The sequence below is a fragment of the Streptomyces sp. NPDC028305 genome (assembly GCF_055569495.1).
Genome location: NZ_JBVHTN010000012.1, coordinates 53184 through 67964, shown reverse-complemented (window position 1 = coordinate 67964; position 14781 = coordinate 53184). Strand labels below are relative to the sequence as shown.

The 14781-nt window shown below is 71.4% G+C and carries 8 protein-coding genes; 6 read left to right on the top strand and 2 right to left on the bottom strand.

The window, feature by feature from the left end; all coding sequences use genetic code 11:
* Positions 1–14 precede the first annotated feature (14 nt).
* From ACZ4WQ_RS42250 to ACZ4WQ_RS42225, 6 genes are read left to right on the top strand one after another with little or no spacing between them, the layout of a single operon-like run.
* Positions 15–6920, top strand: coding sequence for an amino acid adenylation domain-containing protein (locus ACZ4WQ_RS42250; protein ID WP_398372936.1), 6906 nt, complete (start codon positions 15–17; stop codon positions 6918–6920).
* Position 6921: 1 nt separating this feature from the next.
* A complete protein-coding gene (locus tag ACZ4WQ_RS42245; RefSeq protein ID WP_398372938.1) occupies positions 6922–7926 on the top strand; it encodes a 3-oxoacyl-ACP synthase in 1005 nt (334 codons plus the stop codon).
* Between the two features lie 37 nt (positions 7927–7963).
* Entirely contained in the window at positions 7964–8227 is a 264-nt protein-coding gene (locus ACZ4WQ_RS42240; RefSeq protein ID WP_358843065.1) for an acyl carrier protein, read from the top strand.
* Positions 8227–9342: an acyl-CoA dehydrogenase family protein gene (locus tag ACZ4WQ_RS42235; protein ID WP_398372940.1), complete on the top strand. Its 1116-nt coding sequence runs from the start codon at positions 8227–8229 to the stop codon at positions 9340–9342. The genes ACZ4WQ_RS42240 and ACZ4WQ_RS42235 overlap by 1 nt, the downstream gene beginning before the upstream one ends.
* On the top strand, positions 9339–10364 hold the full coding sequence (locus ACZ4WQ_RS42230) for an HAD-IIIC family phosphatase (protein WP_311721778.1): 1026 nt from the start codon (positions 9339–9341) through the stop codon (positions 10362–10364). Before ACZ4WQ_RS42235 ends, ACZ4WQ_RS42230 begins: the two co-directional genes overlap by 4 nt.
* A 23-nt stretch (positions 10365–10387) precedes the next feature.
* On the top strand, positions 10388–11248 hold the full coding sequence (locus ACZ4WQ_RS42225) for a 3-hydroxyacyl-CoA dehydrogenase family protein (RefSeq protein ID WP_311721779.1): 861 nt from the start codon (positions 10388–10390) through the stop codon (positions 11246–11248).
* 62 nt (positions 11249–11310) lie between these two features.
* Here the strand turns inward: ACZ4WQ_RS42225 and ACZ4WQ_RS42220 are convergent, their stop codons facing one another.
* Positions 11311–12600 (bottom strand): cation:proton antiporter, encoded by a 1290-nt coding sequence (locus tag ACZ4WQ_RS42220; protein WP_311721780.1) that lies wholly within the window; start codon positions 12598–12600, stop codon positions 11311–11313.
* Positions 12601–12842: 242 nt separating this feature from the next.
* Entirely contained in the window at positions 12843–14384 is a 1542-nt protein-coding gene (locus ACZ4WQ_RS42215) for a tryptophan halogenase family protein (RefSeq protein WP_385338841.1), read from the bottom strand.
* Between the last annotated feature and the right edge of the window lie 397 nt (positions 14385–14781).

Sequence of the window (14781 nt, the reverse complement as noted above, 5' to 3'; positions counted from 1 at the left end):
GACGGGGGCATCGGATGGGCCGAGACGGCCGCGAGAGCCGAGAAGCTGTCGCGATCACCGGGATCGCGTTCGCGCTGCCGGACGCGGACACGCTGGAGCGGCTGCACGGCAACCTCGCCGCGGGCCGGGACAGCGTGCGGCCACCGGACGCCGACCGGATCCGGTACGCGGGCGGCCACCCGGGGACCGACTATCAGGCCCTGGGCTATCTGGACCGGGTCGACCTGTTCGACCACGCCTTCTTCGGCATCTCGCTGGGCGAGGCCGAACTGATGGACCCCCACCAGCGGCTGACCCTTCAGCTGGTGCACCAGGCGCTGGAGAACGCCTGCTACGCCCCCGCCACGCTGCGCGGCTCCCGCACCGCCGTGATCGTCAGCGCGCCGGAGCCGTCATACGCGCGGCTGTACGCGGAGGACGACCCGCAGCAGATCCTCGGCTCGATACCGGCCGCGCTGGCCGCCCGTATCTCGTATCTCTTCGACTTCGCGGGGCCCGCGCTGGTGGTCGACACCGCGTGCAGCGGCAGCCTGAGCGCGCTGGCGCTGGCTGTCGAGAAGTTGCGCGAGGGCCAGTGCGACCTCGCGGTCTCCGGCGGGCTCAGGGTCGAGTCGGTGTTGCAGCCCAAGCGGGCCCATGACCCACTGCTCGGCCTGTTCTCGCAGGAGGGCGTGTGCCGCCCGTTCGACGCGAAGGCCGACGGCACCACGCTCGGGGAGGGCGGCGGCTATGTCGTCCTCAAGCGGCTGTCCGAGGCGCTCGCCGACGGGGACCACATCCACGCCGTGCTGCGCGGGGTCGCCGTCAACCACAACGGCGCCGGGGCCACCAGCATGAGCGCCCCCAGTGCGAGCGCCCAGGCCGCCGTCATCGCCGAGGCGTGGCGGGACGCCGGGGCCGGCCCCGGCACGGCGGGCTGTGTCGAGTGCCACGGGTCCGGCACCCCGCTCGGCGATGTCATCGAGGCGGACGGGCTGCGCCAGGCCCTCGCGGCGAGCGGCGGACGGCCCGGTGCGCCGCTCGACATCGGCGCTGCGAAAAGCAACGTCGGGCATCTGGACCACGCGGCGGGCATGGCCGGACTGTTCAAGGTCCTGGCCGCACTGCGCCACACGGCGCTCTATCCGACCGTCCACTTCAGCACGCCGAATCCGCTGATCGAGTTCGCGGACCTGCTGAACGTACGGACGGAGACGGCGCCATGGCCGGCGCCGGAGGAGGGGCCCCGGCGGGCCGGGCTGAGCTCGTTCGGGCTGACGGGGACCAATGTGCACGCCGTCATCGAGGAGGCGCCGGAACCCTTGCCGGGGGCGGAAGCGCTCAGCGGCGCACCGCACCTGGTCACCCTCTCCGCGAAGACCCCCGCCGCGCTCGCCCGTTACGCCGCCCGTCTCACGGAGTTCCTGGAGGCCACCGAACACGCCCTGCCGGAGGTCGCGTTCGCGCTGAACACCGGCCGGGACGACCACCCGTTCCGCTGGGCCCGCACCGCGCACGACACCCGCGAGCTGGCCGAGGCGCTGCGCACGGCCGTACCGCCGGACCGGCCCGTCGCCCCCGAGGTCCCGGTGGTGCTTCTGTTCTCCGGCGACACGGAATTGGACGACGCGACCTGGATCCGGCTCTGCTCCGCGTTCCCCTCGCTGGACCCGGAGCAGACGGGGCGGCTGCTCCGGCACCGCGCGCTGTACGAGCTGGTCAGCGGGCTCGGCCTGAAGACCTCCCGGATGGTCGGCTCCGGGCCGGGGAACCTGGTGGTGCGGCTGCTCCGGGACCGGATCGGCGAGGACGAGGCGGTCCGGCTGGCCGCCGACACGCCCCCGACCGCCGAGGTCGACCAGGAGGGCCTGCGACGCGCGGTGCGCGGCTTCCTCGCCGAGGGCGCGGTGCTGCTGGAGATGGGCGCGGGCGGCGCCTTGTCGCGGGCGATGGCCACCGAGGCGCCCGAGCTGCCGCTCGTACGGCTGCTGTCGGACGACGGTACGGACGGCGGGGTCCTCGGCGCGATGGCGAGGCTGTACGAACTGGGCGCGACCTTCGACTGGCGCGCGCACCACGCGGGCGCCGGCGTCCGCCGCATCGAGGCCCCGACCTACCCCTTCGAGCCCGTCCCCTGCTGGTACGGCACGCAGGAGGCGCCCCGCGGCCCCCAGAGCGGCGAAAGCGGTCGAAGCCGTCAACTTCCTGCGGCTTCCACCAGCACACCGGACAACCCGGACATCGAGCAGTCCATCGCGGACATGTGGCAGCGGATGCTCAAGGCCCCGGGCATCCAGGCCGACTCGGACTACTTCGCGCTGGGCGGCACCTCCATCGCCGGCATCAGCCTCCTCCGCGAGGTCGAGCGCAGATTCGCCGTCCAGCTGACCTTCACCGACCTCTATGAGCACCGTACGGTCAGCGAGTTGGCGGCCCTGATCGGCGGGCGGCGCGGCGCCGACGACGCGAACACGGACTGGACAATTCCGCTGCTGCCGCGCGAGCACGGAGGCCCGCTGCCCCCGTCCGTCGGCCAGGAGCAGCTCTGGTACATCGACCAGCTCGCCCCGGGCACCCCCCTCTACAACATCCCCCTCGATCTGCGCCTGCACGGCCCCCTGGACCGTACGGCCCTGTGCGGCGCGATCGCCGACCTGGCGCGGCGGCACGAGGTGATGCGCAGCCGAATCGCCGCCGACGCCGACGGCGTGCCGTGGGTGCACGCCGATGTGCCGGAACCGGAGCTGAAGGTGGTGGACCTGAGCGGGGCGGCGGACCCGGAGGAGCGGCTGCGGGAGCTGGCGGCGGCCGAGGCGACCACGCCGTTCGACCTGGCGCGCGGCCCGCTGGTGCGCGCCGTCCTCTTCGCCGTCTCGGATGAGGACCATCTGCTGCTGTGCACCTGGCACCACAGCGTCTTCGACGGCTGGGTGCCCCGGATCTACTTCCGCGACATGGCCGAGTTCTACGCCGCACGCCTGGCCGGACGACCCCCCAACCTGCCCGAACTGCCCGTCCAGTACGCCGACTTCGCGGCCTGGCAGCGCAGGCGGCTGGACTCCGGGGTGCGGGAGCGCGGCCTGGAGTTCTGGCGCGCGCAGCTCGCGGATCTCCGCCCGCGCGAACTGCCACTGGACCGGCCGCGCCCCGAGGTGGAGTCCCACGCCGGGGCGCTGATCAAATTCGCGCTGAGCCCGGAAGACACCGAGGGGATCAGGGAGTTCAGCCGCCAGGAGGGGGTGACGACCTTCGTCACCATGCTGGCCGTCTTCGACGCGCTGCTGCATCTGTGGGCGGGCCACGAGGACATCGTGGTCGGCTCCGCCACCTCCGGACGGCTCAACCCGGCGACCCACGAGCTGATCGGCTACTTCAACAACGCGCTGCCCTTCCGTACGAGGGTCGACGGCGGGATGACGTTCCGCGAGCTGGTCCGGCGCTGCAAAGCCACCGTCGCCGGGGTGCTGGACCACGAGGAGGTGCCGTTCGCGGACATCGTGGCCGCGCTGAAGCCGCCGCGCGACGCGTCCCGGCACCCGCTGTTCACCGTGGCCTATTCGCACCAGAACACCGCGACCCACCCGGCGGAGCTGGAGGGTGTCACAGTCGCGCCCCTCGAGGAGGACAGCACCGACGGCATCGCCCCCGGCACCGCCAAGGTCGACCTGACGCTCGGGATCGGCGACCAGGACGACGAGCCGATGCGTGGCTATCTGGAGTACGCGGTCGACCTGTTCGACGAGTCCACCATGCGCGAACTGCTCCGACTCCACCAGGACATCATCGCCGCGGCGCTGGCGGACCCGGACAGCCCGATCAGCGATGCCGCGCCCCGCAGGGGCACTGATCCCACGGCGCATCCGGACCCGGCGTGGGAGGTCATCAGACGGCACGCCGAGCGCGCCCCCGAGCGAACCGCCCTGGTGGATGCCGGGACACATATCTCGTACGGCGAGCTGATCAGCCGCGCCGAGGAACTCGCCAGGCGGCTGCGGCAATCCGGCGCGGGCCCACTGATCCCGGTGTACGCGAAACGCGGCCCGGACCTGGCCGTGGGCTGGCTCGCCGCACACGCCCTCGGCGCGGCCTTCGTCTGCCTCGACCCCTTGGCCCCCGAGACACGCAGGGCCGCGATCCTGGGCGAACTGCGGGCCCCGGTCATGGTCGAGGGCAACGACGTGACCGTACTGCCGGACCGCGGCGAAAGCGGCCACAACGCCTCCCCGGAGACTTCCGGGGGATTGGCCTACATCGCGTACACCTCTGGCTCGACGGGCCGACCGCAGGGCTGCGAGATCGAGCACCGCGGCCTCCTCACCCTGCTGCGCTGGTACGGAGACCAGCTGCGGATGTCCGCCTCGGACCAGGTGGCGCAGTCCTCGGCCGCCGGATACGACGCCGCCGTCATGGAAATCCTGGGCGCCCTCTACCACGGCGCCACCCTCCACTTCCTCCCGGAGAACCAGACCCCCGCGCAGCTGCTGAGCTGGCTGGCGGAGCACCGGATCGCCGTGCTCATGCTGCCCACGCCCAGGGCGGAACTGCTGCTCGGCGAGTACACCCCCGTCCCCGGACTCGCGCTGCGCACCCTGGGGACCGGCGGGGACCAGCTGCGCGTACGGCCGCCCGCCCGGCTGCCGTTCGAGGTGCTGAACCTCTACGGGCCGACCGAGTGCACGGTCCTGTGCACCTGCTCCCGCGTCTCGGCATCGGGCAGCGCGGCCCCGGACATCGGCCACCCGATCGCGGGCTCCGACGCCTATGTCCTCGACGAGCGCGGCCGCCCGGCGGATACCGGCGAGCTCTATATCGCGGGCGCGTCCGTGGGGCGCGGCTACCACCGGCGGCCGGGCCACACCGCGGCCCGTTTCGTGGCCGACCCGTTCGGCGCACCGGGCTCGCGGATGTACCGAACCGGCGATCTGGCCAGCCGCGGGCCGGACGGCACCCTCACCGTGCACGGTCGCGCCGACAACCAGATCTCCCTGCGCGGATTCCGTATCGAACCCGCGGAGATCGAACGGGCCCTGGTGGCGCATCCGGGTGTGCGCGAGGCCCTCGTCGTGACCGAGCGACAGGCGTCCGGCTCGCTGCGGCTGATCGCCCATATCGCGGGGGAGGCGCTGCCGGGCGAGGCCGAGCTGCTCGCCGCCGTGGCCGAGCGGGTGCCGCCGCACATGGTCCCCGCGCGCGTCGTTCCGCACACCGCCCTGCCCAAGACCTCCGGCGGCAACAAGATCGACCGCCGCAGCCTGAGCCAGGAATCCCAGGAGCCGACCATGCCGCCTGCCGAACTCCCTCACCCTGCCCTGTCCTCGACCGAGACCGAGCGGGTGCTGGCCCGGATCTGGTCCGAGCTGCTCAGCCGCGACGGCATCGGGCCCGATGACAACTTCTTCCAGGTCGGCGGGGATTCCGTCCTCAGCGTCGGGGTCGCCGCGAGGGCTGCCCGCGCCGGCGTCTCGGTCACGCCCCAAGACGTGCTCCGCCACCCGACGCTGCGCGGCCTCGCCGAGGTCGCGAGTGCGAGTGCGAGTGCGGGGGTGGCGGGCAGCGCACAGCTCGAGGCCCCGGCGGACACCGGCCCGCACGACCCCGCTCCCTCTGGCCCCCTCCCTCTCACCCCCCTGGTCCACCGCCTGCTGGACGGCCGGGACGAGGCGCCCACGGACTTCGTCACGGTCGAGGTCCTGGAGGTCGCGCCCGGCGTGGCGGCCGAGGCCGTCCGTACGGCGCTGGTCCATCTCGTGGCGCTCCAGGAGCCGTTGCGGTACCGCTTTCTGCACAACGGCCTCGGCTGGCGCGCGGAGTGTGCGGCAGCGGAACACGCCGAGCTGCTGGAGACCACCGTGCTGCCACCGATGGGCCCGGAGGACGAACTGGCCCTGCTCAAGGCCGACATGGACAAGCTGATCGACAAGCTGGACCTCGCGCGCGGCCCGCTGCTCCAGGCCAAGTTCTACAGCCGGGGCCCGCACCACCCCGGGGTTCTGCTGTTCGTGGTGCACCACTTCGCCTACGACGAGATCTCGACCGTCCCCCTGCTGGAGGACCTCAACGGGGCCCTGGCGGACATCGCCGCCACCGGCGCGCCGCGCCGCGAGACCCGCCCGCCCGCCTGGCGCGCATGGGCCCAGCGGCTGCACACCATGGCCCAGTCCGACCAGCTCGCGGGCGAGCTCACCTACTGGACGAGCGTGCTCCGCGCGGGCCAGGAGGGGAACGACCTTCCTGAGGCGAAGGCGGTGGCGGAGTCGTCCGCCGAGCCCGGTGTCATCCAGAGGCGGGTGCCCGCCGACGCGTTCGCGGCCCCGCTCACCGTCTCGGGCCCGGCGAGCCGGGAAGCGGCGCTGGCCGCCGTGGCCTGTGCGTGGGCCCGGTGGCGGGGGCAGCCACACGCCTTTCTGTGCACCGTCGGCCACGGCTCGCCGAACCCGTACCGGCCGTCGGACCGGTCCAGGTCGCTGGGCTGGTTCACCAACTCCTTCCCGGTGCTGCTCCCCGTGGAGCCCGGCGCCCGCGTCCCCGACGCGCTGCCCGGTGTCGTCGACACGCTGCGCGCCGTCCCGCACGACGGCGTCGGCTTCGGCATCCTCCGCACGCTGAGCCCGCGGACCGCCGCCGTCGCACGGCTGCGGGAGCTGGCGGAGCCGATGGTGCTCGTGGAGCACAAGGTCGGCGGCGTCGACGCCATCAAGGTCGGTGACGGGGCCCTTCGGATCAGGCAGGCGCCGCTTCCCGCCCAGCAGCGGACGTTGCTGGAGGTCCAGCCGATCGTGGTCGTCACGGCGGTCGTGGACGGCGTCCTGGACATCACGCTGGTCTACAACGGGCGGCTCGACGCCGCCGGCATGGCCGTGTTCGCCGACCACCTCGCCGAGGCGTTCGGCGAGCTGAGCGGCGTGGCGCCCGAACTGCCCGGCGTACGGCGGGAGGGGTGAGATGGCCGCGACCGTGGCCCTGCGGGCCGTCGCCCACTATCTGCCGGAACGGACGCTGAAGGTCCCGGACCTGCCGGAGCTCGACGAGCTGCCCGCCGCCGAGGCGGAGACCTGTCTCCAGCTCGGCATCGACGAGATCCGCGCCGACGACCTGTCGGCCACCGAGCTCGCGGCCGGTGCCGCCTCGCGTGCCCTGGCCGACGCGGGTCTCAGCCCGCACGAGCTCGACGCGCTGATCGTCATCGACGCGCGCTCGCCCGAGACCCTGATGAGCTCGGAGGCCACCCGGCTCCAGGCTCTTCTCGGCGCCCGCCGCGCCCTGACCTTCTCCGTGGGCGGCCTGGGCTGCGCCTCGATCGGTCCGGCGCTGTTGGCCGCACGCGGGCTGCTGGCCGCCGACGACACGCTCGACAACGTGCTCATCGCCCACGGCAGCAAGCCCGCCACGCCGCGCCGCTACCGCCACCCGGTCACCGTGAGCGGCGACGGCGGCCAGGCCGTACTGGTGTCCCGGCGCGGACCGCTCCGGCTGCTCGACGTGGCCCAGCGCACCAACGGCGACTACTGGAACCTCTTCACGGTCGACTACCGCGACCGCCCCTCCGCCGACTGGCGCGAGGACTGCGCGGACGTGCGCAGTTATTCCTTCAAGCTCGCCATCGAGACCCGCAACCACCTGCGCGAGCTGCACCGCGCGCTGCTCGACCGCAACGGCATGCGCCCCGCCGACGTCGGCTGCCACCTCAGCCAGAACCTGTCGCTCGGCTCCTTCCGCTTCACCGAGGAGACGCTCGGCGTCGAGCTGGCCGGGGTGTGCGCGGGCAATCTGCGCCGCTACGGACACCTCGGGCCGGGCGATGTGCTGCTGAACCTGATGTCGGCCATCGAGTCGGGCGCGCTGGCCGAGGGGGAGCGCGCGGTGCTGATCAACGTCAGCCCGGTGGCGGCCTGGAGCCTGCTGCTGGTCGAGCACGGAGACGGCGGCGGCACGTCGCACTACCTGTAGGACCGGCAGGGACACGGAACCGTAGGGAGGAGAACGGATGGGCACGGAGACTGGCCGGCCGGCGGCGGGCGAGGTGAGCAGCGAGCTGACGGCGTTTCTCACCGCCGGGGCCCGGCAGCCCATCGGACCCGACGACGACTACTTCGCCCTGGGCCTGGTCAACTCGCTCTTCGCGCTGGAGCTGGTCACGTTCGTGGAGCGGCGGTTCGGCCTGGAGGTCGGCGTCGAGGACCTGGACCTCGACCACTTCCGTACGGTCAGCCGGCTCACCGACTTCGTGCTCCGCAAGACGGCGGCCTGATGCGCACGCTGCCGGACCTCGCGGCACTGCGGGACGAGGCCGCGGCCTGGGACCTGCACGGTGCGCTGCCTGAGTCGGCCGTGCGGGACCTGGCCGCCGCCGGGCTGCTCGGCCTCGATGTGCCCGAGCGCTACGGCGGCCGCGGAGCCACCCCGCTGGAGCTCGGCGAACTGTGCGCGCGGCTCGGCTCCGTATGCAGCGCGCTGCGCGGCCTGGTGACGGTGCAGGGCATGGTCGCGGCCGCGCTGGCCCGCTGGGGCAGCGCTGCGCAGCAAGCGGAGTGGCTGCCGCGGCTTGCCACCGGGGACCAGCTCGCCGGATTCGCCGCCACGGAGCAGGGGGCGGGCAGCGATCTGACGGCCGTCGAGACGCGGATCGGCGCGGAGAGCGATGCGCTGACGGTCACCGGAGTCAAGCGGTGGATCACCTTCGGCGAGCTCGCCACCGTCTATCTGGTCCTCGGCCGGCTGGACGGCCGTCCCGCCATGGTCCTCGTCGAGGCCGACCGGCCCGGGGTGACACGTGAGCCGGTGAGCGGCCAGCTGGGTATGCGGGCGGCCCGTATCGCGCACCTACGGTTCGACGCGGTCCGGGTGGAGAGAGACCATCTGGTGGCGCCCCCGGGCTTCGGCCTTTCGCATGTGGCGGGGACGGCGCTGGACCACGGACGGTTCACCGTCGGCTGGGGGTGCCTCGGGATGGCCGAGGCGTGCCTGGCCGACGCCACCGCGCACGCCGCGGCCAGGACCCAGGCCAAAGTGGCCCTGGCCGAGCACCAACTGGTCCGCGGGGCGCTGGCCCGCGCCGCCGTGGACACCGAGGCGGCGCGCGAGCTGTGCCGGGTCGCCGCACGGCTGCGGCGGGAGGGGGATCCCGAGGCGATCTCCCGGACCGTGATGGCCAAGTACGCGGCGGCCCGGGCCGCCGCCTCGGTGAGCCGGCGCGCCGTACAGGTGATGGGCTCGGCGGGGTGCGCGCCGGACAGCAGGGCCGGGCGGTTCTTCCGGGACGCACAGGTGATGCGGATCATCGAGGGTTCCGACGAGGTGTCCGAACTGCATATCGCCGACCATCTGCTGCGCCGTGCGGCCGGAGAAGGGGGCCCTCGCGAGTGAGTACCGTCAAGTGTCTGGTGTGGGACCTGGACGACACCCTGTGGGACGGCGTCGTCCTGGAGGGCGACGACCCCGTGCCCGTATCCGCCGCCGTCGAGACCCTGACCGCGCTCGACAAGCGCGGCATCCTGCACGCCGTCGCCAGCCGGGGCGAGCACGAGGTCGCGGCCGCGCATCTCCGGCGGCACGGCCTGGACGACCTGTTCACCGTGGTGGAGGTGGGCTGGGGCGCCAAGAGCGCGGCCGTCCGCCGGATCGCCGAGACCCTGGGCATCGGTCTGGACACCCTCGCCTTCGTGGACAACGACCCCGTCGAGCGTGCCGAGGTCGCCGCGGCGCTGCCCATGGTCCGCTGCTACCCGGCCGAGCAGGCGGGGCGGCTTCCGGATCTGGGGGAGTTCCAGCCGGAGTTCGTCACCGCCGAGTCCCGGCAGCGTCGGACGATGTACCGCGTCGAGGCCGAGCGGCGCTCCGCGGAGGAGGACCACACGGGGCCGGCGACGGACTTCCTCGCCTCCCTCGACCTGGTCCTGACCCTCCGCCCGGCCACCCCCGACGACCTGGCCAGGGCCCATGAACTGACGGTACGCACGCACCAGCTCAACACCACCGGCTGGACCGCCGATATGGCGGAGCTGCGCCGGCTCTGCGCCTCGGGCGACCACGAGGTGCTGGTCGCGAGCCTCACGGACCGGTTCGGCCCGTACGGCACCATCGGGCTGGCGATCAGCGAGATCGGTGCGACGGAGAGCGTGCTGAAGCTGCTGCTGATGTCCTGCCGGGTGACCTCGCGGGGCGTCGGCGCGGTGCTGCTCGACCACCTGGTGCGGCGCGCGCTGGCGGCGGGCCGCCGCCCGAGGGCCGAGTTCGTACCGACAAGCGTGAACCGGATCATGCTGGTCACCCTGCGGTTCGCCGGTTTCGACGTGGTGGACCGGGCCGGCGACCGGCTGCTGCTCGAGCTGCGGAACGAGCCGTCAGCGCAGACGGGGCATGTGCGGGTCGTCACGCCCGGATTCTGAGCCTCAGCGGAGGAGGAGGAGCCATGCAGCACGAGCAGCAGGAGAGACCGGCCGGGGTGGTCGGCGGCGGCATCATGGGATGCGGTATCGCACAGTGCCTCGCGGACGCGGGCCGCCGGGTCGTGGTGTACGAACCGGACGCGGGAGCGCGGGAGTCGGGGCCCGGACGGCTGCGCGACGGTGCGCGGCTCGCGGGACTGCTGCGGCGGGCCCGCCGCAAGCCGGACGAGATGGTGGCGGATGTCCGCTGGACGGACCGGTGGGCGGAGCTCGGCACCGCCTCGTTCGTGATCGAGGCGGGCCCGGAGCGGGTGCCGGTCAAGGAGGAGACGTTCCGGCTGCTGGAGGAGCACTGTGCGCCGGACGCGGTGTTCGCGTCCTGCACCTCGGCGATTCCGATCGGCCATCTCGCGGCCCGCACCCGACGCCCGGACCGTGTTCTGGGCATGCACTTCATGAATCCCGCGCCGCTCAAGGAGGCGGTGGAGGTGATCGTGACGGACCGGACCTCCGAGGCGACGCTCTACGAGGCCACCGGGCTCCTCTCCGCGATGGGCAAGAAGGGCCTGGTGGTCTCGGACGGGCCGGGCTTTGTCTCCAACCGGGTGCTGATGCTGACCGTCAACGAGGCGGCCACGGTGCTCCAGCAGGGCACGGCCGATGCCGCGACCGTCGACGCCGTCTTCCAGGACTGCCTCGGTCACCCGATGGGCCCGTTGCAGACGGCGGATCTGATCGGCCTGGACACGATCGTCGACACCCTCGATGTGCTGCGCGAGTTCACGGGCGACGACCGCTTCGAGCCGTGCGCGCTGCTCACCCGGCTGGTCCGGGAGGGGAAGCTGGGCCGGAAGAGCGGGGGGCGCGGACTTTACGAACGCTGATGTCCCGCGTTCGTGAAGTCCGCGCCCCGACGCCCTGGCCCAGGGCGGATCTGACGGAAGTCTCAGCCGCGTGCCTTGACCGGCTCGGCGTGAGCGGGCGTGGGCTTCGTCCCCCAGGCCTCCTCATCCCGCGGCAGCAGCGGTCCGGCCATGGCGGTGGTGACCAGTGCCATGATCACCATCATGGTGAACAGCGATGTGTCCAGGATGCCGAGACTGGCACCGACGTTGAGAATGATCAACTCGGTGAGGCCCCGGGTGTTCATCAGCAGCGCGATGGTCCTGGCCGGTCCCCATCCCATGCCGCACGCACGGGCCGCGAGCCCGGCGCCGAGCAGCTTGCCCGCGCAGGCCACCGCGATGATGGCGGCCAGTTCCAGGTAGTTGGCGGCGGAGAGCCCGCCGATGTCCACACCGAGCCCGGTGACGATGAAGAACGCCGGCATCAGCAGCGCGCTGACCATGTCCAGTGGCCTGCGCACATGCACCTGGAGCAGATCAGCCGGCTCCCGCGGTGTGACGAGTCCGAAGAGGAACGCGCCGAAGATCGCATGGATGCCGATCCACGTCGTGGCGTAGGCGGACAGCAGCGCGCCACCGGCCAGCAACACCAGCAGGTGCGGCAGAGCGCGTCTCCTGGCGAGCCGGCGGACCAGCATCGCCAGCACGGGCCGGACCACGGTGAACATCAGCGCCACATACACGAAGGAAAGCCCGGCGATCTGGAACAGATCGCCACCGCCGCTCGCGGTCACCGTCGCCGACACGACCGCCAGGATGCACCAGGCGAGCACGTCATCGATCGCCGCGCCGGCGAGGGCCAGAGCCCCGACCGGCGTACGCATCATCTTGCTGTCCGTCAGGATACGTGCGAGCACGGGGAAGGCGGTGATCGACATCGCGGCACCCATGAACAGGGCGAGCGAGGTGCTGGACGACCCGCCGCCCGGCGCATGGCGCGAGTGGATCGCGAGGGCAAGGCAGACGCCGAGCCCGAAAGACAGCGCCACGGACGAGAGCGAGACCGCCACCGCGGCCGTCCGCCGATTGCGCAGCAGGCCCTTCTCGAACTCCCAGCCGATCATGAACATGAACAACAGCAGTCCGACCTGCGCGATCGCGTTGAGCATCGGCCGCGCCTCGGCCGGAAACACCTTGTCGGTGAGGTTGCCGGGCAGTTGCCCGAGCAGGCTCGGGCCCAGGGCGATGCCCGCGATGATCTCTCCGATCACCGCGGGCTGCCGCAGCCGTCGCGCCCCGGCACCGAGCACGGTGCCGAGGACGAGGATGAACGCGACGCCCGCCATCGCGGTCGCCAACGTCAGTTCCGCGTGGGAAGCCGGGCTCTGCATCAGTCCTCCGCACGCTCTCGGGCCGGCAGTGAGGCGGTCGCCGAGCCCGGCGGACCGCCGCCGACGCGTGCAACGCCGTAGTGCCGAGTCTCGGACATGGGACATCCCTTCGAATACTTGGCGACGGACACGGAGAAGGTGCCCCACCTGCAATGTGCGAGCTGTCGAAAAACACCTCGCCGAGGAGCGGGGGGCACCAGGTCCGTACCGACACACGTGGGCCGACGCCGTCAGCGTCCCGGCTAGCTGGTCCTGCCGTGGAGCTTGCGCAGGTAGTCGTAGGTGGACGGGAGGCTCGCGGCCAGCTCCTCCTGCTTGGCCTTGATCCCCTCGAACACCGGCTGGGCGCGGTCCATCATGTCCGGCCGGGCCGCGAGGATCGGCGGCGTGTGCTTCGGCAGGTGGTTCAGGCCGGCGAAGATGCAGTAGTAGTTGCTGTTGTTCCAGAAGTTGCGGAACTCGGCGTCGAAGTTGCCGTAGTACGTGGCCTCGTCGGTGATCGGCATGTTCACCGGGAGCCCCGCCTGGTACATCTCCATCTTTTCCTTGATGTCGTCGGCCAGCTCGAGGTCCTTGCAGGCCCGCCAGAACGCCGTGTCGTTGCGCGGCGCGAAGCTGAAGTGGGCCTGGAGGAAGTCCCGGGTGTCGTCGAACATCGTCTCGATCTCGGCGTTGAATCGGCGCTGGAGGATCGGGTCGAACCGCTTGTCCGGGAAGTGCTTCGCCAGCTGGTAGAGCGCCGCGTAGGTGAAGTAGATGCCGGTGGACTCGAGCGGCTCCAGGAAGCACGACGCCAGCCCGATGCTGACGCAGTTGCGCACCCAGGCGCGGCGGTTGCGGCCGACCCGGAACTTGATCTGGTTCAGCGGCTGGGTCTCCGGGTCCAGGCCCCACATCTTGCAGAACTCGAGGGTGGCGTCGTCGCGCGACTGGAAGCGACTGGAGAACACGTACCCGGTGCCGAACCGGCCCAGCATCGGGATCTTCCACGTCCAGCCCGACGACATGGCGATCGCGCCGGTGTACGGCTCGACGCCCTCTGCCTCGTCGTCGTGCTGGACCGCGGTGGCCACCGCGCTGTCGTTGAGGAGGTGGTCGCTCATGTCCAGGAACGGCTCGCGCATCACGCCGTTGATCAGCAGCGCGCGGAAGCCCGAGCAGTCGATGAACAGATCGCCTTCGATGACCCGCCCGGTCTCGGTCTTCACACAGGTGATGAAGCCCCGCTCGTCCACCTCGGCGCTGGTCATCTTGTCCTGGATGTGGATCGCGCCCTGCTTCTGCACCGCGAACCGGCAGAGGAAGTCGGCGACCAGGTTCGCGTCGAAGTGCCACGCGTAGTTCGTCCACTTGGTGCCGTCCATGAACCGCGGCGACAGATTCTGGTCCATGACCGGAGGTTCGCGGTAGCACGCGTAGTCGAACGGTTCGTCGGTCTGGCCGGCCAGCTTCTTGTGCGTCCAGTGGTGCGAGATCGGCAGGTTGTCCGAGTTCGCGAGCAGGCCGAACAGGTGGTAGAAGTAGTCCTTCCCGCCATCCATGGCGCGCGGATCGGCCTCACCGTCACCCGGAGTACGCCAGTTGGTGAACTTGATGCCCATCTTGAAGCTGGCGTTGCACTCGCGCATCCACTCTTCCTCGGTGAATCCGAGGTAGTCGAAGAACGTCTTGTGCAGGTTCGGCACCGTCGCCTCGCCGACGCCGATGCGGCCCACCTGCGGCGACTCTATGACGGTGATGGATACGTCCGGTCCGAGCGCCTTGCCGAGGTACGAGGCGGACATCCACCCGGCCGTACCGCCACCGAGAATGACGACCCGCTTGATGCGATGATCCTCCACCACTGCTCACCCTTTCCGCGCCGTCATGCGGCACCGGTTCGTTGTGGCTGTTCAGTCCCGGTCAATCCCGACGTGGGGCCGCCCGCTCGCGCATGGTGTTCGCGCGTCCACCCGTGCTGAACAGCTACGGTTCGTTCGATCGCCAGAATTGCGAGAACGTCTTTTTCTGAGGCGTTTGCAGAATTTCTCACGCGTGTCCCTCGAGTGTCAACGAATCGAGGGGGATACCCCGTGCGAGAAGTTTGCAACTTTCTATATTTCCTCTTCAGCCCGCGCGATTTTCCTGGCGCCGACAGGAGAGGTCAGTGCTACGTCATCGCCCTGTCAGCGGGGGAAGCGA